At 58.4% G+C, this 19,497-nt stretch carries 15 protein-coding genes; 6 read left to right on the forward strand and 9 right to left on the reverse strand.

Going from position 1 to position 19,497, the window contains the following annotated elements:
* The first annotated feature begins 29 nt into the window (after nucleotides 1–29).
* Nucleotides 30–1,292: a DUF1479 domain-containing protein gene (locus tag RTP97_RS06110; RefSeq protein ID WP_312411864.1), complete on the forward strand. Its 1,263-nt coding sequence runs from the start codon at nucleotides 30–32 to the stop codon at nucleotides 1,290–1,292.
* Here RTP97_RS06110 and RTP97_RS06115 read toward each other — a convergent pair.
* Nucleotides 1,289–2,359, reverse strand: coding sequence for a LacI family DNA-binding transcriptional regulator (locus RTP97_RS06115; protein ID WP_312411865.1), 1,071 nt, complete (start codon nucleotides 2,357–2,359; stop codon nucleotides 1,289–1,291). The genes RTP97_RS06110 and RTP97_RS06115 overlap by 4 nt on opposite strands.
* A 298-nt stretch (nucleotides 2,360–2,657) precedes the next feature.
* Here RTP97_RS06115 and RTP97_RS06120 point away from each other — a divergent pair, with 298 nt between their 5' ends.
* Both RTP97_RS06120 and RTP97_RS06125 read left to right on the forward strand, forming a co-directional pair.
* Nucleotides 2,658–3,962: an MFS transporter gene (locus RTP97_RS06120; RefSeq protein ID WP_312411866.1), complete on the forward strand. Its 1,305-nt coding sequence runs from the start codon at nucleotides 2,658–2,660 to the stop codon at nucleotides 3,960–3,962.
* A 15-nt stretch (nucleotides 3,963–3,977) separates the two neighbouring features.
* Nucleotides 3,978–6,341 (forward strand): glycoside hydrolase family 31 protein, encoded by a 2,364-nt coding sequence (locus RTP97_RS06125; RefSeq protein WP_312411868.1) that lies wholly within the window; start codon nucleotides 3,978–3,980, stop codon nucleotides 6,339–6,341.
* 216 nt (nucleotides 6,342–6,557) lie between these two features.
* Here the strand turns inward: RTP97_RS06125 and RTP97_RS06130 are convergent, their stop codons facing one another.
* Nucleotides 6,558–8,150: an ABC-F family ATPase gene (locus tag RTP97_RS06130; protein ID WP_312411869.1), complete on the reverse strand. Its 1,593-nt coding sequence runs from the start codon at nucleotides 8,148–8,150 to the stop codon at nucleotides 6,558–6,560.
* A 215-nt stretch (nucleotides 8,151–8,365) separates the two neighbouring features.
* On the opposite strand from RTP97_RS06130, the gene ldtB reads away from it, so the two are divergent.
* Nucleotides 8,366–9,286, forward strand: a complete 921-nt coding sequence (gene ldtB, locus RTP97_RS06135) for a L,D-transpeptidase (RefSeq protein ID WP_312411870.1) — start codon at nucleotides 8,366–8,368, stop codon at nucleotides 9,284–9,286.
* 276 nt (nucleotides 9,287–9,562) lie between these two features.
* Here the strand turns inward: ldtB and RTP97_RS06140 are convergent, their stop codons facing one another.
* The 6 genes from RTP97_RS06140 to mntR form a co-directional block, all read right to left on the reverse strand.
* Nucleotides 9,563–10,603 (reverse strand): aldo/keto reductase, encoded by a 1,041-nt coding sequence (locus tag RTP97_RS06140; protein WP_312411871.1) that lies wholly within the window; start codon nucleotides 10,601–10,603, stop codon nucleotides 9,563–9,565.
* Between the two features lie 103 nt (nucleotides 10,604–10,706).
* Nucleotides 10,707–12,233 carry an efflux transporter outer membrane subunit gene (locus RTP97_RS06145; RefSeq protein WP_312411873.1) on the reverse strand — a complete coding sequence of 509 codons (1,527 nt, stop codon included), beginning with the start codon at nucleotides 12,231–12,233 and terminating at the stop codon, nucleotides 10,707–10,709.
* A 1-nt stretch (nucleotide 12,234) separates the two neighbouring features.
* Entirely contained in the window at nucleotides 12,235–13,806 is a 1,572-nt protein-coding gene (locus tag RTP97_RS06150) for a DHA2 family efflux MFS transporter permease subunit (protein WP_312411875.1), read from the reverse strand.
* On the reverse strand, nucleotides 13,803–14,933 hold the full coding sequence (locus tag RTP97_RS06155; RefSeq protein WP_312411877.1) for an HlyD family secretion protein: 1,131 nt from the start codon (nucleotides 14,931–14,933) through the stop codon (nucleotides 13,803–13,805). Before RTP97_RS06155 ends, RTP97_RS06150 begins: the two co-directional genes overlap by 4 nt.
* 101 nt (nucleotides 14,934–15,034) lie before the next feature.
* Nucleotides 15,035–16,144: an anion transporter gene (locus tag RTP97_RS06160; RefSeq protein ID WP_312411879.1), complete on the reverse strand. Its 1,110-nt coding sequence runs from the start codon at nucleotides 16,142–16,144 to the stop codon at nucleotides 15,035–15,037.
* Entirely contained in the window at nucleotides 16,141–16,614 is a 474-nt protein-coding gene (gene mntR, locus RTP97_RS06165) for a manganese-binding transcriptional regulator MntR (RefSeq protein ID WP_312411881.1), read from the reverse strand. The genes RTP97_RS06160 and mntR overlap by 4 nt, the downstream gene beginning before the upstream one ends.
* Nucleotides 16,615–16,803: 189 nt before the next feature.
* Between mntR and mntS the strand changes: the two genes are divergently transcribed.
* Nucleotides 16,804–16,932: a manganase accumulation protein MntS gene (gene mntS / locus RTP97_RS06170; protein ID WP_103819731.1), complete on the forward strand. Its 129-nt coding sequence runs from the start codon at nucleotides 16,804–16,806 to the stop codon at nucleotides 16,930–16,932.
* Between the two features lie 279 nt (nucleotides 16,933–17,211).
* Nucleotides 17,212–18,795: a phosphoethanolamine transferase gene (locus RTP97_RS06175; RefSeq protein ID WP_312411888.1), complete on the forward strand. Its 1,584-nt coding sequence runs from the start codon at nucleotides 17,212–17,214 to the stop codon at nucleotides 18,793–18,795.
* 166 nt (nucleotides 18,796–18,961) lie between these two features.
* On the opposite strand, the gene ompX is transcribed toward RTP97_RS06175, so the two are convergent.
* The gene (ompX, locus tag RTP97_RS06180; protein WP_312411883.1) at nucleotides 18,962–19,471 is read right to left on the reverse strand and encodes an outer membrane protein OmpX; all 510 of its coding nucleotides are present in this window, start codon (nucleotides 19,469–19,471) and stop codon (nucleotides 18,962–18,964) included.
* Between the last annotated feature and the right edge of the window lie 26 nt (nucleotides 19,472–19,497).

Here is a 19,497-nt window from a genome sequence, read left to right on the forward strand (position 1 = left end):
CTTTCGAATGAAAGGTGCGAGAGGGTTATATGACTGAAATTTATGCAAGCGAAACGCTGCCTGCTGACCATAAGACGGCGATTCGTCAGGTAAAACAGGCCCTGCGGGCGCAGATTGGCGACGTGCAGGGCATCTTTAACCGCCTTGAAGAGCGCATCGCCGCTCAGGTAGCTGAGATCAACGCCCTGAAAGCGAAAGGCGAAACGGTCTGGCCAGTGATCCCCTTTGAGGATGTGAAGAGCGGTCGCGTCAGCGAGGCGCAGCGTGCAGCGATCAAGCGTCGGGGCTGCGCGGTGATCAAAGGCCACTTCCCGCGCGAGCAGGCGCTGGGCTGGGATCAGTCTATGCTGGCCTATCTCGATCAGAACCGTTTCGACGACGTGTACAAGGGGCCGGGGGATAGCTTCTTCGGCACGCTGGAGGCCTCGCGGCCGGAAATTTATCCTATCTACTGGTCGCAGGCGCAGATGCAGGCCCGCCAGAGCAGCGAGATGGCGCAGGTGCAGTCCCTGCTTAACCGTCTCTGGACCTTCGAGAGCGACGGCAAGCAGTGGTTCGATCCCGATGTCAGCGTGATCTATCCGGACCGTATTCGCCGCCGCCCGCCGGGCACCACCTCGAAGGGGCTGGGGGCGCATACTGATTCCGGGGCGCTGGAGCGTTGGCTGCTGCCCGCCTACCAGCAGGTTTTCGCCTCGGTGTTTAACGGCGATATCGACAGCTACGATCCGTGGCTCGCCGCCCACCGTACCGAAGTCGAAGAGTACACCGTGGATAACACCACCAAGTGCTCGGTGTTCCGCACCTTCCAGGGCTGGACGGCGCTGTCGGATATGCTGCCGGGTCAGGGGCTGCTGCACGTGGTGCCGATCCCCGAGGCGATGGCTTACGTTCTACTGCGTCCGCTGCTGGACGACGTGCCGGAGGATGAGCTGTGCGGCGTAGCGCCTGGGCGCGTGCTGCCCATCTCTGAGAAGTGGCATCCGCTGCTGATAGAGGCGTTAACCAGCATTCCGGCGCTGGAGGCCGGGGACTCGGTGTGGTGGCACTGTGACGTGATCCACGCCGTCGCACCGGTGGAGGATCAGCAGGGCTGGGGCAACGTGATGTATATTCCTGCCGCACCGCTGTGCGAGAAGAACCTCGCCTATGCGCGCAAGGTAAAGGTAGCGCTGGAGAACGGCGCGTCACCGGGCGATTTCCCGCGTGAGGATTATGAAGCGACGTGGGAGAACCGCTTTACGGTTGCAGATTTAAACGAGCACGGCAAGCGCGCGTTGGGCATGGCTTAAACGTCGTACAACCCTTCCCGCTCTACGGCGGTGCGACGCTCCGGTCGTATCCGCCGTACCGACTCCCGTACCACCAGCGTGCCGTTGATCAGGTACGATCCGATTGCCGCGTGGGGACGAATAAGCCGCTGCTGTAAAAGCTGTACCGCTTCAACGCCCAGCTCGTCGCGTGGAACGTGCACCGCGGTCAGCGGCACATCCTGAATAGCCGGGAGGTTAAAGGCATCAATACTCATGACCGAAACGTCCTGCGGTACGCGCAGGCCACGCTGTCGCAGGGCGCGCACTGTCCCCTCCGCCATGAAATCGCCCCCCACCAGGAACGCCGTCGGCACGTTTTTATGCGCCGGGTTATCCAGCCACTCCGTTACTCGCGCCTCTGCTTCTTTAGCGCTAAAGCTGGGGACGGTTATCAGATCGCGTTTGCTCTGAAACTTCAGGTTTCGCTGCTCCCACGCTTCTCTAATACCGGCCAGACGGAGATCCATGGTATAGCGCCGCAGGCACATAATGGTGACGACGTCACGATGACCTAAATCAAACAGGTAGTCAGCCGCAAATTCGCCTATCGCACGATGGTCGGGCGCAACGGTTGGCAGACGCATCCGCCTGTCGCGGCAGTTGATGAGTACGCAAGGCTTGGCTAAATCTGCGGCCAGCTCATGAATATGCGGATCGTCGATGCCCAGTAGAATGGCCGCCTGGGTATCCGGCTCGCTCATCCGTGCAATAAACGCATTAGCGTCACTGTCCAGCTCCTCCAGCGCGCAGTAACGCAGCCTGACCTCATGCGGAGCCAGCGCTTTGCTAATGCTCTGGATTACGCGGTAGTAGAAGATATCAGAGCGCTCATCAAATGCCCGCTGAGGCGCGAAGATCACCAGGTTATTGAGTAACAGTCGGCCAGCAGCAATGCCATTCATCACCCCCAGTTCACGCGCGCAGGCCAGCACGGCCTGCCGAGCAGCTTCACTGGTGTTCGCTTTCCCGGCCAAAACCCTCGACACGGTGCTGGTCGAGAGGTTCGTACGGCGGGCAATTTCACTGATTTTGAGCTTTTTATCCATTCTGTGATCTGGCTCCGTTTCCCTCATGAGAATATTTTCATGAGATAAAAACCTGATGAATACTCGTTGCACGCCCATGCTGGCACAGAATGTTAACAATTGATGAGAATCCTTGCACAGAATCCGCTTTGGCCCCCTCATTTTCTCACCTAACGTAAACCTGTCTTACAACTTCCATACTAGTTGTATACAAAATCAAGGCTAAAAAAGAGAAATATCCTTACGCGGGCCATATCGGTATGACAAATAAACAGATGGCCCGTCACGACGTCCCTACAGAACGTGTGCGGAGAAACTGATGAGCCAGGGAATCAACAACAATGATGGGGTGGTAGCGAAAAGCCCTCGAATAATCAAAAAACTACGCTGGTGGATGCTGATCCTGTTCCTCCTCGGCGTGACCGTTAACTATATCACCCGCAACTCGCTGGGGATTATCGCCCCGGAATTGAAGGACAGCCTCGGTATTACCACCGAGCAGTATTCGTGGATCGTTGGCGCCTTCCAGCTGGCCTATACCCTCTTTCAGCCCCTGTGTGGCTGGCTCATCGATGTCATTGGCCTGAAGCTGGGCTTTATGATCTGCGCCACTCTGTGGGCCGTAGCCTGCATCGCCCATGCCGGGGCTGGCAACTGGCTGCACCTGGCGATCCTGCGCTTTTTTATGGGCGGGGCGGAAGCGGCTGCCACGCCAGCAAATGCCAAAACCATCGGCGAGTGGTTTCCGAAATCTGAGCGTCCCGTTGCCGCCGGTTGGGCTGGCGTGGGCTTCTCTATCGGCGCGATGCTGGCACCGCCAATCATCTATTTCGCCCACGCCTCCTTCGGCTGGCAAGGGGCGTTTATGTTTACCGGCGTGCTGGCGCTGCTGTGGGTCGTGCTGTGGTGGGCGTTCTATCATAGCCCTGATAAGCACCCGAACCTGAGCAAAGAAGAGCGGGCGCATATTCAGCAAGATAACGAGCCACTCACCGAAAGGCTGCCCTTCTTCACCGCGCTGAAAACCGTCTCGAAGAACAGACGTTTTTACGGTATCGCCATTCCGGCGTTTATGGCAGAACCGGCCTGGGCAGTGATGAGCTTTTGGGTGCCGCTGTATCTGGCAAAAGAGCATGGTATGGATTTGAAACAGATCGCTATGTTCGCCTGGCTGCCGTTCCTCGCCGCCGATCTGGGCAGTATCGCCAGCGGCTATCTGACCAAACTTTATACCCGCTGGTTTGGCTGCGTGCGTATTAACGCCATCGTCGCCAGCTCAGTTACCGGCGCATTCCTGATGATTTCGCTGGCTATCGTCACGCTGACCCGCGATCCCTACCTCATCATCGCCCTGATCTCCATTGGCGGCTTCGGCCATCAGATCATCTCCTGCATGCTCAGCGCGCTGGTGGTGGAGTCGTTCGATAAAGGGCAGATGGCGACGGTTAACGGCATGCGCGGCTCTGCCGCATGGATCGCCAGCTTCCTCTTCTCCCTGCTTATTGGGGTTACCGCCGACAAGATTGGTTTTAACCCGCTATTCATTGCCATGGGCCTCTTTGACCTGATTGGTGCCGTGTTCCTGGTTGCTTTTATTGCTGAACGTCGCGCCAAGCGCGCCTGAGAGTGGATATAAATTATGAAGACGCTGAAAAACTGGATTTTTGACACGCAGTCGGCCCATCACGTAGAGCTGAAAATCGACGGCCAGCACACTCTGTGCCTCTATGTGCTGGAACAGGATCTGTTCCGCGTGCTGATTAAACGCAAGGGCGCGCTGGCGCTGGAGAGAACCTGGAGTATCGCTCCGGCGCAGGACGTGCCGTGGGAAGGGCGCTCCCGGGACGATCTGAGCGGTTTCACCCTGCCCGCGTGGACGCTGGAGCGGCGAGACGAGCAGTTAATCATCGCCAGCGAACAGCTGCGCGTGACCGTCCATCAGCCGCTGTGGCTGGAGTGGCACTACCGTAACGAGGAGGGAGAGTGGCAGCATCTTACCAGCGACCGCCCAACCAGCGCCTACCTGCTGAATGCCCACGGTGACGGCGTAGCGCACTACCTCAACCGCCGTAAAGATGAACGATTCTATGGCCTTGGCGAAAAAGCGGGCAACCTGCAACGTACCGGTCAGCGCTACGAAATGCGCAACCTGGACGCCATGGGCTATAACGCGGCAAGTACCGATCCGCTCTACAAGCACGTTCCATTTACCATTGCTCGCCGGAGTGATATCAGCTACGGCCTGTTTTATGACAATCTGAGTAGCTGCTGGCTGGATCTGGGCAATGAGATCGACAACTACCATACGCCTTATCGACGCTGGCAGGCCGAGGCGGGCGATATTGATTACTACATTTTCACCGGCAAACGCGTGCTGGATGTGACCAAAGCGTTTGTTCGCCTGACCGGTAAGACCCTGTTCGGACCAAAATGGAGCCTGGGTTACAGCGGCTCCACCATGCACTATACCGATGCCCCGGACGCGCAGAACCAGCTGCTGAACTTTATTCGCCTTTGTGCCGAACATGCCATTCCGTGCGACTCGTTTCAGCTATCTTCCGGCTACACCTCAATCAACGGTAAGCGCTACGTCTTCAACTGGAACTACGATAAGGTGCCGCAGCCGAAGGTGATGAGCCAGGCATTTCATGATGCAGGAATAAAACTGGCAGCCAATATTAAGCCCTGCCTGTTACAAGACCATCCTCGCTACAGCGAAGTCGCCGAACGCGGCCTTTTCATTCGCGACTCTGAGTCCAGTGCGCCAGAGCGCTCAAGCTTCTGGGATGATGAAGGCTCCCACCTCGACTTCACCAATCCGGAGACCGTGGCATGGTGGCAGGAGGGTGTCACCACCCAGCTGCTGGAGATGGGTATCAACTCCACCTGGAACGATAATAACGAATTTGAGGTCTGGGACGGCGAAGCGCGCTGCCATGGTTTTGGCCGCGAGATCGCGATTAAGCATATTCGTCCGGTGATGCCGCTGCTCATGATGCGCGCCTCGCTGGAAGCGCAGCAGCGTTTTGCTCCGGAATTGCGTCCCTATCTGATCTCACGCTCTGGCTGTGCCGGAATGCAGCGCTATGTACAAACCTGGAGCGGAGACAACCGCACCAGCTGGGAGACGCTGCGCTACAACACGCGCATGGGGTTAGGGATGAGCCTGTCAGGGCTGTATAACATTGGCCACGACGTGGGGGGGTTCTCCGGTGATAAGCCTGATGCTGAGCTGTTTGTTCGTTGGGTACAGAACGGCGTAATGCATCCGCGTTTCACCATCCATTCGTGGAATGATGATCATACGGTGAATGAGCCGTGGATGTATCCAGGCGTCACGCCAGCCATTCGCAGCGCTATTGAGCTGCGCTATCGTCTGCTGCCCTACCTCTATACCCTGCTGTGGCAGGCACACGCTGACGATGAGCCTATGCTGCGTCCAACTTTCCTCGATCACGAGCACGATGAACAGACCTTTGAGGAGTGTGATGATTTCCTACTGGGTCGCGATCTTCTGGTGGCCAGCGTGGTAGAGGCGGGGGCTCGAGAGCGTCGCCTCTGGCTTCCGGCAAATGAGAGCGGCTGGTACGACTTTTATACCCACGAATGGTTCTCCGGCGGACAGTGGATTGTGCGTGATGCGCCGCTGGAAAAGCTGCCTCTGTTAGTGCGTGCCGGAGCAGGTTTGCCGCTCAGCGAGCGTATTACCCACGTCGATGCTGCACAAGACGATCGTCGCAAGCTGTGCCTGTTCCCGCTGAAAGGTGTCGGTTCCAGCCGTGGCCTGCTGTTCGAAGATGATGGTGAGAGCTGGGGCTACAGGCAGGGCAATGCGCTGTGGCTGGAGTGGGAAATGGTCTGCTCAGGCAGCACCATTAATCTCAAGGTAAATGCGCGAGGTGACTACCGTCCGGCCTGGAACGTACTGGAAGTGATATTACCGGCAGGAGAAAAACGCACGCTACTGGTGAATGGTGAAGCCAGGAGCGAATGGGAATTGTAGTCGCAGATTGCCGGGTGGCGGCTCCGCCTTACCCGGCCTACAAAATCTGGCCCGTAGGCCCCGGCGCTTACCGGGTGTCTTTACGCTTGAATTTCCCTAAGTATTTCGCGTTACAGGAAGGCGGCAAACCTGTAAATCCCCGGGAGCTTACACAGGTAAGTGACCGGGGTGAGCAGGTGCAGCCAACACACCTGTAGCGCGAAAGACGACGGGAAATTACTCGATACCTTTACTGCGCAGGTAGTCTTCGTAGTTCCCGCTGAAGTCAACGATGCGCTCAGGGGTAATCTCAATCACGCGGGTCGCCAGCGAGCTCACGAACTCACGGTCGTGGGAGACGAAGACCAGCGTGCCCGGATACATCTCCAGCGCCATGTTCAGCGATTCGATAGATTCCATATCCAGGTGGTTGGTCGGTTCATCCATAATCAGGATGTTCGGCTTCTGCATCATCAGCTTGCCGAAGAGCATACGCCCCTTCTCGCCCCCGGAGAGCACCTTCGCTGGCTTTTTGATATCGTCCTGGCTGAAGAGCAGGCGACCCAGGAAGCTACGCACCACCTGCTCATCGTCCCCCTCCTGCTTCCACTGGCTCATCCAGTCGAAGACGGTGAGATCGTTATCGAAATCTGCGGCGTGATCCTGTGCGTAGTAGCCAATCTTCGCGTTTTCAGACCACTTCACGGTACCGTTATCCGGTGCCAAATCGCCTACCAGGGTTTTCAGCAGGGTAGTTTTACCCACGCCGTTAGCACCCAGAATGGCGATCTTCTCGCCCACTTCCAGCAGCAGATTGAAGTTCTTAAAAAGCGGGCCGTTATCGAACCCTTTGGTGAGAGCTTCCACTTCCAGCGCGTTACGGAACAGCTTCTTATCCTGTTCAAAACGAATGAACGGGTTCTGACGGCTGGAGGCTTTCACCTCGTCCAGCTTGATCTTATCGATCTGACGCGCGCGCGAAGTCGCCTGACGGGACTTCGAGGCGTTGGCGCTAAAGCGGCTAACGAAGGATTGCAGGTCAGCGATCTGCGCTTTCTTCTTGGCGTTATCGGCCAGCAGACGCTCGCGCGCCTGGGTCGCTGCGGTCATGTACTCGTCGTAGTTGCCCGCATAGACGCGCAGCTCGCCGTAGTCGAGATCGGCCATATGGGTGCAGACCATGTTCAGGAAGTGACGGTCATGCGAGATGATGATCATGGTGCTGTTACGCTCGTTCAGCACCTGCTCCAGCCAGCGAATGGTATCGATGTCCAGGTTGTTGGTCGGTTCATCGAGCAGGAGAATGTCCGGATCGGAGAACAGGGCCTGGGCCAGCAGCACACGCAGCTTCCAGCCGGGAGCCACTTCGCTCATCGGGCCGTAATGCTGCTCTACCGGAATACCGACGCCGAGCAGTAGCTCACCCGCACGAGACTCGGCGGAGTAGCCGTCCATCTCGCCGTACAGCACTTCGAGATCGGCCACTTTATAGCCGTCCTCTTCGCTCATCTCGGCCAGGCCGTAGATGCGATCGCGCTCCTGCTTCACTTCCCACAGTTCGCCGTGACCCATGATCACCGTGTCGAGCACGCTGAACTCTTCAAAGGCGAACTGATCCTGACGCAGCTTACCGATACGCTCGTTAGGGTCGAGGGAGACGTTACCCAGCGTCGGCTCAAGGTCGCCGCCGAGGATCTTCATAAAGGTGGATTTTCCGCTACCGTTCGCCCCAATCAGGCCGTAACGATTGCCGCCGCCAAACTTGACGGAGATATTTTCAAACAGCGGCTTACTGCCAAACTGCATGGTGACGTTGCTGGTAACTAACACGGTGTTATCCTGAAAATGTGTGACAAACTCTGCATTATGCCACAATTCCGAATTGAAATCGCGCAGGTGTGAACAGTTGCTACAATAGGGTGAGAGAAAAAAATGTGATTTCGTACACATCTCAATTCCATGCGCGTGGGAATGCACATATAATGCGCTCCCATCTTTTGAGCATTCTTAACTAAACGGCCTCTGGCATAGAAACCTCGCATACCATGAATATGAAATTAACAACAATTTTAGCGGCGGCTTTCGCTGTAGTAGGATTTTGCAAATCCGCGTCTGCTGTAACCTATCCGCTGCCGACCGATGGTAGCCGTCTGATTGGCCAGAACCAGGTCATCACCCTGCCAGAGAACAACAGCCAGCCGCTGGAGTATTACGCAGCGCAGTACCAGATGGGGCTCTCTAACCTGATGGAAGCTAACCCAGGTATTGACCCTTACCTGCCGAAGGGCGGCAGCGTGATGAATATTCCTCAGCAGCTGATCCTGCCGGACACGGTGCACGAAGGGATTGTGATCAACAGCGCTGAGATGCGCCTCTACTACTATCCGAAAGGCACCAACACCGTGATCGTGCTGCCAATCGGTATCGGCCAGCTGGGCAAAGATACGCCGATCAACTGGACCACCAAAGTTGAACGTAAGAAAGCCGGTCCGACCTGGACCCCGACGGCGAAGATGCACCAGGAGTATAAAGAAGCGGGTAACCCGCTTCCGGCCGTGGTCCCGGCGGGTCCGGATAACCCGATGGGCCTCTACGCCCTGTACATTGGCCGCCTGTATGCAATCCACGGTACCAACGCTAACTTCGGTATCGGCCTGCGCGTAAGCCACGGCTGCGTGCGTCTGCGTAACGACGACATCAAGTTCCTGTTCCAGAACGTGCCGGTGGGTACCCGCGTACAGTTTATCGATGAGCCGGTAAAAGCCACCTCCGAGCCGGACGGCAGCCGCTACATCGAAGTACACAACCCGCTCTCTACTACCGAAGCGCAGTTTAACGGCAAAGAGATCGTGCCAATCACGCTGACCAAGAGCGTGCAGAGCATCACCAGCCAGCCGGACGCCGACCAGAGCGTTGTTGAGCAGGCGATTCAGAACCGTTCCGGGATGCCGGTTCGTCTGAACTAAGATTTTCAGCAGTCAGTAAAAAGCCCGGCAACCGCCGGGCTTTTTTATTACCAAATTACTGCTGTGTCAGCTGCAAATGCCGGGCGGCACTGCGTTTGCCCGGCCTACGGTGGGCACGGTGTGGGTTTGTAGGCCCGCGTAAGCGAAGCGCCACCGGGCGTGTTTGTGCCTGCTGCAAATGCCGGGCGGCACTGCGTTTGCCCGGCCTACGGTAGGCATGGTGTGGGTTTGTAGGCCCGCGTAAGCGAAGCGCCACCGGGCTTTTTTATTACCAAATTACTGTTGTGCCAGCTGGTTACGGCGATGTTCTCCCTGCCGCTCCAGCATCCAGCCTGGATACTCCCGTGGCAGCGCGCTGACCGCATCGAGCTGTTTCAGCTCCTCTTCACTCAGGCAGATCTCCGTCGCGGCAATGTTATCCGCCAGCTGATCCGGGCGTTTTGCGCCGATAATCACGCTGCTCACTACCGGCTGATGCAGCAGCCACGCCAGGGCGATCTGCGCCACCGACACGCCTTTGCTGTCGGCGATATTGCGCATCACGTCTACACAGTCGAAGGCGCGCTCTTTCTCTACCGGCGGGAAGTCAAACGCCAGTCGGCGACCGCCCTCTTCCCCACTGCCGCTGCGGTCATACTTGCCGCTCAGCAGGCCGCCCGCCAGCGGGCTCCAGACCATCAGCCCCACCCCTTCGCTTTGCAGCATCGGAACCAGCTCACGCTCAAGGTCACGCCCGGCAATGGTGTAGTAGGCCTGCAAGGAGGCGAAGCGTGCCAGCCCTAAGCGCTCGGAGATGCCCAGCGCCTTCATGATCTGCCACGCCGCCCAGTTGGAGACGCCGATATAGCGGACGTGACCATGCTGAACCAGGTTATCGAGGGCGTAGAGCGTCTCCTCAATCGGCGTTGCCGGATCGAAGCCGTGCAGTTGGTAGAGGTCAATATGATCCAGCTGAAGACGGCGCAGACTCTCCTTGACGCTGCCGATGATGTGATAGCGGGAGCTGCCGCGGGAGTTGACCCCGGCGGTGCCGGTTTCGCCGAACACCTTGGTGGCCACCACCACGTCCTCGCGGGGGATCTTGAGGTTTTTCAGCGCCTGGCCGGTGATCTCTTCCGAACGCCCTTCCGAATAGACGTTGGCGGTATCGATAAAGTTGATGCCCGCCGCCAGGGCGTCGCCTACCAGCTGCTCAGCCTCGCTCTGCCGCAGCTGACCAATCTTGCCCCACATGCCGCCTTCGCCGCCGAAGGTCATGGTGCCTAGGCACAGCTCGGAGACAAAGAGACCGGTATTGCCAAGTTTTTGATAACGCATAGAACGCTCCTTAGGGTGTCGATGAGTGTTCAGTAGTTATACGCCAGCGCGCCGGATCGCGAATGTGAGGATCCTGCGCGTTTCTTGCCCAATCCTCTAAACTTTATCCCCGCGCTGCCTCGCCAAAGACCGGATAGTCCGGCAGCTGTACGGTCTGATACGGCTCCCAGCCGCCCCCCAGCGCCTTGTAGAGCGCCACCAGGTCGAGACTGCTCTGCACCCGTGCCTGGGCGCGCTGCTGCTCGGCCTGGGCCAGCTGGCGCTGGGCATCGAGCACGTCAATAAAGGTCGCAATTCCCTGGCGGTAGCTGTCGCTGGCAAGATCGAACGCGCTCTGCAACGCCTCTATGGTTTTGCTCAGCCCAGCTTCGCGCTGCTGATCGGTGCGGTAGCTAACCAGGGCGTTCTCCACGTCGCCCAGCGCGCTCAGCACCGTCTGACGATAGTTAAGTGCCGCTGCGCCCTGCTGCGCCCGCGCCAGCTTGACGCTGGAGACCAGCCGTCCGCCCTGGAAGATAGGAATCGAGACCTGCGGACCGAAGCTGTAGAAGTGACTGCTCCAGTCGGTCAGCCAGTCGGTTTCGCTGTTGCGCAGGCCAAACTGGCCGCTCAGGGTCAGGCTCGGGAAGAGCTGGGCCACCGAGACGCCAATCTGCGCGGTGGCCGCATGCAGGTTGGCCTCTGCTTCGCGCACGTCCGGTCGACGGCGGGCCAGAGTTGAGGGAATGCCGGTCTGGATAATATCCGGCAGCTTCGGCAGAGGCTGCACCGCGCGCAGCTCCGCATCCAGCGCGCCGGGCGGTTTGCCGATCAGGATCGCCAGGGCATTCATCGCCTGCTGCTCCTGGGCCTGGTACTGCGGCAGCTGCGCCTCCAGGCTGCCCAATTGCGCCCGGGCGTTCTCGACGTCCAGCTGCGGCGACAGACCGCCGCGCTGGCGGCTTTCGGTCAGGCTAAGCGTCTCCTGGGCAGAGTCGATCTGCGTGTTCATGGTGGCAAGAATGCTCTGCGCCCCGCGTAGCTGCAACCACGCCCGGGCCACCTCCGCCTCCAGCGACACCAGGGCGTCGTTACGCTGTTCGATAGCCGCCCGCTGTTGGGCATCGGCCGCCTCGACCTGGCGGCGCACTTTGCCCCACAAGTCCAGCTCCCACTGGGCGTCAAAGCTGCCCTGGTAGAGGTTCACCGGCTGGGTCAGCACGCCAAGGGCGTTACGCACCTCGGGGTCGGCATCCTGTAGCTGACCGTAGACGTCGTGCGCCTTCAGCTCCCCTTCCAGCCCCAGCTGCTGCCGGGTGGCCTGCAGATTGCCGTTGACCGCCGGCAGGAAAGCCCCGCCCGCCTGGTTGATCTGCTCCCGTGCCCCGGCAATGCGCAGCACGGTCTGTTGTAGGGAGAGGTTCCCGGCGATCGCCCGCTCGATCAGGCTGTTGAGCTGCGGCGAGTTGAAGCTGGTCCACCAGCGCGGGTTCACCGCCTGGCTGGAAGTTTGCGACGGCACGGTTTTATCCCCGGCGTCGTTCCAGTGGCTTACCGCAGGCGGCACGGGTTGCTGGTAGTCCGGCCCCACGGCGCAGCCTGCCAGCAGCAGGGTGAGTAACGACAGCGTCGGGGTATGTATCCTGTGCATGTTAATGTGCTCCTGCGCTGCCTTCGCTCTTGATCGGCGAAAGCAGAAGACAAAACGGAATCAGTAGAAACGCCACGGCGCTGAGAATGGTAAAGACATCAACGTAGGCGAGAAAACGCGACTGCTCGATCATGGTTCGGTACATCTGCCCGGTCGCCAGGCCGAGGGGATCGCCCGGCAGCGTAGTGAAGTCGCGGATCGCCTGGGCCGTCTCCCGCACCGCCAGCTGGAACTGTTCGCTAAAGGGGGTGGTGTGGGCGCTCAAATAGGCGCTGTGCACCTGGGCGCGTTCGGTAATGGCGGCGGTTGAGAGCGAAATACCGATCGATCCGGCAACGTTACGGAACATGGTAAACAGCGCGGCGGCGTCGGCGTTAAGCTGGCGCGGTATAGTGATAAAGGCGATGGTGGTAAGCGGCACAAAGAGGAAGCCGAGGCCTATCGACTGCGCGCTACGGAACAGCACCAGGGTTTCGAAATCGACGTCCGGCGTCAGGTTGCGCGACCAGAAGAAGGCCACCGCCAGGCAGGTAAAGCCGAAGGCGATGATCCACCGGGTCTGCACCACCGGCATCAGCTTCAGCACCAGCGGGATCGTGAGTACGATCAGCACCGCCCCCGGCGAGAGCACCAGCCCGGACCAGGTTGCGGTATAGCCAAGATCCTGCTGCGCCAGCTGGGGGATCACCACCGAGCTACCGTAGAGGATCATCGCCATTCCGGCCATCAGCAGGCTGGAGACGGCAAAGTTTTTATCCTTCATGCAGTGCAGATCCACCACTGGCTTTTTGGCATACATCAGCCAGTAGATCGCCCCGATAATGCCGATCAGGGTCAGCACGGCAAAGGTGCGGATAAAGTTAGAGGCGAACCAGTCGTCATCTTCCCCACGGTCCAGCATCACCTGTAAACAGCCCAGCCCCAGCGCAATCAGCCCAATGCCGGTCCAGTCGATGGTCAGCTTCTCTTCCGATTTGCGCTCCCAGGGCGGATCTTCCAGCAGCTGGTAGATGGCCAGCACCGTGACGATCCCTACCGGGATGTTGATAAAGAAGACCCAGCGCCAGGAGTAGTTGTCGGTGATCCAGCCCCCAAGGGTTGGCCCAAGCACCGGGGCAACGATGATCGCAATCGACGAGAGGCCAAAGGCCTTGCCGCGATCCTCCGGCTTAAAGTAGTCCAGCAGCACCGACTGCTGGGTCGGCTGTAGTCCCCCGCCGAAGAAGCCCTGCAGGATACGAAACAGGATGATCTCCCACAGCTCGGTGGCGATACCGCACAGGAACGAGCAGACGGTGAACATCACGATGCAGATAAGGAAGAAGCGCTTGCGGCCAAAGACGCGGCTCAGGAAGGCCGAGATCGGCAGCACGATGCCGTTCGCCACCAGGTAGCTGGTGAGCACCCAGGTGGATTCGCTGTAGCTGGCCGAGAGCGAGCCGGCGACGTGGGGCAGCGCCACGTTGATGATGGTGGTATCGAGGATCTCCATAAACACCGCGAGGGTGACGACAATCGCCACCGCCCACGGGTTACTGGCGGGACGCCAGTTCTCATGGCTGTGATCGGTCATTCCAGGGTCACCTTCGGCTCCACCGACAGCCCCAGCGGCAGCGGCGGCTGGTTAGCGTCCAGGCCCTTATCGATGACAATTTTCACCGGCACGCGCTGGACGATCTTCACGAAGTTGCCGGTGGCGTTTTCCGACGGGAAGGCGGAGAAGCGCGATCCGCTCCCCTGCTGGATGCTGTCGATATGCCCCTCCAGCTCGAGATCCGGGTAAGCATCGACGCCAATGGTGACCTTATTGCCGGGGCGCATCCGCTCCAGCTGTGACTCTTTAAAGTTCGCCACCACCCAGATATCGGTAGAGACCAGCGAGAAGAGCGCCGTGCCCGCCTGCACCAGGGTGCCGTTCTGTACGTTACGTTTGGTGACGAAGCCATCGAAGGGGGCGCGCACTTCGGTCCAGGAGAGATTGAGGTTCGCGGTCTCCAGCTGGGCGCGGGCCTGCTCCACCTGCTGCTCCCGGGCTTCGACGTTGGTCTCCTGCTGGCGGATCTGTAAGTTTATCTGGCTCGCCACCTCCAGCTGAGCATTGGCGCTGGCAAGCTGGGCCTGCGCGCTGCGCAGCTGGGCATTGGCGCTGTCGATATTTTGTTGCGTGGTGGCCCGCGGGTCAACGCCGCGCTGGCGGCGATAGGCGGCTTCGGCATTGGCTAGATCAGCCTTAGCCTTCAGCACCTGCGCCTGCGCTTCGTCGCGCTGGGAGGGGTACTGCACCTTCGAGAGCGCGAGCTGGGCCTGGGCCTGATGCAGCTGGGCGGTTGCCAGTCCGAGCTGGGCCTGAGCCTGATCGCGCTGGGCTGTGGCGTCCCGGGGATCGATCACCACCAGCAGATCGCCTTTCTTCACCCGCTGGTTATCCTTAACCCGCAGCTCGGTCACGTAGCCCGCTACCTTGGGCGCAACCGTCACGGCATCGCCTTCGGTAAAGGCGTCGTCGGTGGTCTCCTGGTTGCGGGTCATAAACCACCACACCAGGGCCACGATCACCATGACCACCACCACTACACCCAGAATAATGAGTGGCTTTTTACCGGGGCGCTTACGTCCATTTTTATCGTTCTTTTGATCGTTGTTTTGATCGTTATTGTTCTCTTCCTGCGCTGCGTCAGGATTCTTTTCGTTATCAGCCATAGCGTTGCAACTGTCCTGTCGATGAACGGCGCGACACATGCGCCGTTATCTAAAGTTAGGAGGTTGCTATACATTTGCCAGGAAAAACTGACAAATTCGCATTAACTGATAATAAGCAACTCATACCCTACCAGCGCCGCCCAGATCAACAGCGGAATAGAGTAGAGGTGGAAGCGCCACCAGATGCGACGGTTGTTAGCCATCCGCAAGGCAATGAGATTCGCCAGCGAGCCGGGCAAAAGACCAAAGCCACCCACGTTCACCGCCCAGGCGAGCAGCTGGCTGGGAGGGACGTAGTTCAGCAGCAGGATGGTTGCCGGTACGTTGCTAATCACCTGCGACAGGCCGATGGCCGTGAGCCACAATGCAGGCTGAGAGAGATGCTCTACCCCGTTGAGCGATCCCTGTAGCGCGGGCAGCTGCACCAGCAGGTGAACATCGATAAACATCGCCATGAAGACCAGCAGCAGCGTCCAGTCCACGCTCTTCAGCACCTTACGGGCAAGCGCAGCAAAGCCCACGGCGACAATCAGCACGCCCCAGCCTTCGAGCTTCATCTCTAGCGAGATGAGGAAGACCACGTAGAGTCCCAGACAGCTCCAGAGCAGCCGGGGCTGCCATGACGGAGCCTGACTTCCGCTGTGGTACTTCAGCGCCTTATTGGGGAAAAAGATCCAGCAGAGCAGCAGCAGGGTCGCCATCATCACCAGCGCCAGCAGCGCCATCTGCCCGGTAAAGGCGGCAAACGAGAGGCCGGAGCGACCCCACAGCAGAATATTTTGCGGATTGCCGATGGGGGTAAGCAGCGATCCGGCGTTAACCGCCAGCGCTTCAAAGATAATCAGCCGGTTAACCGGGATCTCGCACAGCTTTCTCAGCGTCAGGGTGAGCGGCACCACAATAAACAGCGCCACGTCGTTGGTCAGGAAGGTAGAGAGCAGCGCCGCCGCCAGCGCCATGAACATCGCCAGTCGCCGCTCGGTGGCAAAGCGCCGGACCATTCTGCGGCCCAGCACGTCAAAGTAGCCGCTCTGCTCTACCCCTTTGGTGAGCATCATCAGTCCGCTTAGGGTGAGAATGGTGTGCCAGTCTATCGCCTTTGGCCAGGCGGCCGGATTAAAGGGGACGAAAAAGCTCAGGACAATGCCGATCAGGATCAGCAGCTGGAGAAAACGATCGCGCGCCAGCGCGCGCACGAACGGCAGGGTCATTCCGCAGGGCGCTCCTGCTGAAGGGTAAAGAGGCGAAAACGTTCCAGCGTCTCCTCGCTGACGTGGTGCTCCATGCCCTCGGCGTCGCGGCGGGCGGTTTCCGGGCTGACGCCCAGCACCAGCAGAAAGCTCTCAACGATCTGGTGTCGTTCGCGGCTCTCCTGAGCCAGCCTCTCCCCTTCCGGGGTCAGAAACACGCCGCGCCAGGGGATCTGCTCGATTAGCCCCACCGTTGCCAGACGCTTGAGCATCTTAGCCACCGTCGGCTGGGAGACCCCTAATCGGGCGGCCATATCGACCTGGCGGGCTTCCCCGACCTCGCGGATCAGATCGGAGATCAGCTCGACATAGTCATCAATCAGCTCACGCCGGTGCGCTTCTCGCACCTGACGAAAGCCCTCAACATGCTCTTCGACATTCACCAATTGCGTCACTTTTTTTGTTGTTGTCTTGCCTGCGCGACGGCTCATTGGACTTCCTCATGGGTAACGCGATAAATGCATCATATACGGTTGCGCCCAGTGTAAACCATAAGTAGACCAGCACAAAAAATTTAGATAATAGCCGTAGCTATACAATATAGCCTGTGCTATATCTGTATGTAATGCAGACAACCTTCATGGATTGAACGTCCCACCATCAAGCAGGAGGAGGTTGATATGAACGAACTCAAGAGGTGCCTTAGCGTGTTTACCCACTCCCCGTTCCAGGTCCGGTTACTGTTGCTCAATATGCTGTGCGATATGTTCAACGGTAAACCGCAGCAGGACGATAAAAAATCCCACTAATGCGGCGTCGCGGTACGCCGCTTCATTTTTCTGTCACGTTTCTCCATTATACTGACGCCCCGTCATAAAAAATTCTTCTTATTTGCTGATTTTGCAACCACTCTCGCAAAAGATCCCTTCGTAAGCAGTTGATCTTCGTCGGCTCTCGCTCTATCTTCTCGCAGCCCTGCACAAATGCGGCTCGCGGATGCGGAATGCTCCCTTTTCCCAACGCCCTCTCCGGCAGGTTTTGACCCTCTACGCCAGGGTGAGCACATGGCGTTTTCGCGATACAGCTATATGAATTTAACAATAAAAGAAACGCTCGCTGCCCGTAGCCAGGCGCTTAGTCCGTGGACGGGTTTCTACTTTCTCCAGTCACTGCTGATCAACTACGCCCTTGGCTATCCCTTTAGCCTGCTCTATGCCGCCGCATTTGCCTGCCTGCTACTGCTGCTGTGGCGTCACGCGCCGCGGACGCAGAAGGTGCTGGTGGGGATCTTCTCCCTGCTCGCCGCCTCCTACTACCCGTTTGGCCAGGCCTACGGCGCGCCTAACTTCAATACGCTGCTGGCGCTGCACTCTACCAACATGGAGGAGTCCACGGAGATCCTGACCATTTTCCCGTGGTACAACTATGTGATTGGCCTGTTTATCTTTGGCCTTGGGATAATTGCCGTGCGGCGTAAAAACAGCGAATGTGCCGCATGGGGCAAGTGGGATCATCTCGGCGTCGCCTTCTGCCTTGCCACCGTTTTTGTCGCCCCGGTACAGAACCTGGCCTACGGCGGCGTCTTTAATCTCAAGGATACCGGCTATCCCGTGTTTCGCTTTGTGAAGGACGTGGTAGTGAACAACCAGGAAGTGCTGGACGAGCAGAGCCGAATGGCGCAGCTGGCTGGGATGAAAGATAGCTGGAACGTGATGGCGGTAAAGCCAAAGTATCACACCTACGTGGTGGTGATCGGCGAGAGCGTGCGCCGCGATGCGGTGGGTGCGTTTGGCGGACACTGGCAGAACAGCCCCTTTGCCAGCAGCGTTAACGGCACGCTTTTTACTGACTACGTGGCGGCCAGCGGCTCAACGCAGAAATCGCTGGGCCTGACTCTGAACCGGGTGATGGACAACAAGCCCCAGTATCAGGATAACTTTGTTACCCTGGCCAACCGGGCGGGCTTCCAGACCTGGTGGTTCTCTAATCAAGGGCAGATTGGTGAGTACGATACCGCCATCGCCAGCATTGCGAAGCGCGCCGACGAGGTGCAGTTCTTAAAAAGCGGTGATTTCGAGGCGGATAAAAATACCCGTGACGAGGCGCTGCTGAAGATGACCGCGCAGGTGTTAAGCACCACGCGCAGCCAGCCGCAGCTGATTGTCCTGCACCTGATGGGCTCTCACCCGCAGGCCTGCGATCGCACCGGCGGCAAGTACACGGACTTCGTTCAGTCGAAGGAGACCTCGTGCTACCTCTACTCGGTGACACAAACCGATACCCTGCTCAGCAAGCTCTATGATCAGCTGCGCAGCAGCGGCAGCACCTTCTCAATGGTCTACTTCTCCGATCACGGGCTGGCCTTCAAGGAGCGCGGCAAAGAGGTGCAGTATCTGGCCCACGACGATAAATTTCAGCAGAACTTCCAGGTGCCATTTATGGTGCTCTCCAGCGATGACACCCGCCACCGGCTGATTAAGGCACGCCGCTCGGCCAACGACTTCCTGAGCTTCTTTTCACAATGGACCGGCATTACCGCCAAAGAGATCGTTTCCCGCTACCGCTTTATCTCGAATGACAAAGCCGGGCCAGCCTGGGTGACCAACTTCAAGCTGCAAAAGGTGGATTACAACCATCTGGGCACGGACCTGTTCGAGACCCGCTCACGGTAACCACGCCATATATCAGCATGGTCCGTAGTTCTGTAGGCCGGGTAAGCGCAGCGCCACCCGGCGTTTACACCCATGCCCAGCGGCGCTCTATCAGGATCTCTAAACTGCGCCCATAAAAAAACGGCCCCTGGGGGCCGTTTTTGTGTCTAGACTATCACCGGGGTGATTAGAAGCGGTAACCTACGCCTGCGATCCAGGTGCCAACGTCAACGCTACGGATGCGGCTCTGCTCGTAGGAAACGTCGATAGCAACATCTTCGATTGGGTTGAACTGCATACCCGCACCGTAGGAGAAGCCGTAGTCGCTGCTGTCAGAATGGTTTACAACATTCTCAGCCTGCTGGAATTTACCGTAGCCAACACCCACTACACCGTAGATGCTTGCCCAGTCGTTCAGACGGAAAGCAGGACCTGCGGTTACGCCGTAGTACTGTGCTTTGTTGTACACGCCGCTTTCGGTACGATCTTTTTCAGTGTAGGTAAAGGAACCGATGTAACCCAGCGGAGTGTCGTTTTCGTAGCGATATTTCAGGTTGAAACCGTTAGCTTTGTTCGCCACGCCCTGCATGTCGCTCTGAGCATAACCGCCGGAAACAGTGGAGGTTGCCGCTACAGCGGAACCTGCGGATACAGCCAGAACAACTGCCAGTGCTGAAAGACATGCAATTTTTTTCATAACCACCTCAAATGTGCTTCAAGTAA

Origin of the sequence: Pseudescherichia sp., assembly GCF_031998825.1 — a bacterium.
Classification (GTDB): domain Bacteria; phylum Pseudomonadota; class Gammaproteobacteria; order Enterobacterales; family Enterobacteriaceae; genus Pseudescherichia.

What these genes read in the sequence shown, in the direction of transcription:
- mntS (WP_103819731.1), top strand. Translation starts at nt 16,804, where the DNA reads ATGAACGAACTCAAGAGGTGCCTTAGCGTGTTTACCCACTCCCCGTTC.
- RTP97_RS06125 (WP_312411868.1), top strand. Translation starts at nt 3,978, where the DNA reads ATGAAGACGCTGAAAAACTGGATTTTTGACACGCAGTCGGCCCATCAC.
- RTP97_RS06155 (WP_312411877.1), bottom strand. Translation starts at nt 14,933, where the DNA reads ATGGCTGATAACGAAAAGAATCCTGACGCAGCGCAGGAAGAGAACAAT.
- RTP97_RS06150 (WP_312411875.1), bottom strand. Translation starts at nt 13,806, where the DNA reads ATGACCGATCACAGCCATGAGAACTGGCGTCCCGCCAGTAACCCGTGG.
- RTP97_RS06160 (WP_312411879.1), bottom strand. Translation starts at nt 16,144, where the DNA reads ATGACCCTGCCGTTCGTGCGCGCGCTGGCGCGCGATCGTTTTCTCCAG.
- mntR (WP_312411881.1), bottom strand. Translation starts at nt 16,614, where the DNA reads ATGAGCCGTCGCGCAGGCAAGACAACAACAAAAAAAGTGACGCAATTG.
- RTP97_RS06140 (WP_312411871.1), bottom strand. Translation starts at nt 10,603, where the DNA reads ATGCGTTATCAAAAACTTGGCAATACCGGTCTCTTTGTCTCCGAGCTG.
- ldtB (WP_312411870.1), top strand. Translation starts at nt 8,366, where the DNA reads ATGAATATGAAATTAACAACAATTTTAGCGGCGGCTTTCGCTGTAGTA.
- RTP97_RS06110 (WP_312411864.1), top strand. Translation starts at nt 30, where the DNA reads ATGACTGAAATTTATGCAAGCGAAACGCTGCCTGCTGACCATAAGACG.
- RTP97_RS06115 (WP_312411865.1), bottom strand. Translation starts at nt 2,359, where the DNA reads ATGGATAAAAAGCTCAAAATCAGTGAAATTGCCCGCCGTACGAACCTC.
- ompX (WP_312411883.1), bottom strand. Translation starts at nt 19,471, where the DNA reads ATGAAAAAAATTGCATGTCTTTCAGCACTGGCAGTTGTTCTGGCTGTA.
- RTP97_RS06120 (WP_312411866.1), top strand. Translation starts at nt 2,658, where the DNA reads ATGAGCCAGGGAATCAACAACAATGATGGGGTGGTAGCGAAAAGCCCT.
- RTP97_RS06175 (WP_312411888.1), top strand. Translation starts at nt 17,212, where the DNA reads ATGAATTTAACAATAAAAGAAACGCTCGCTGCCCGTAGCCAGGCGCTT.
- RTP97_RS06145 (WP_312411873.1), bottom strand. Translation starts at nt 12,233, where the DNA reads ATGCACAGGATACATACCCCGACGCTGTCGTTACTCACCCTGCTGCTG.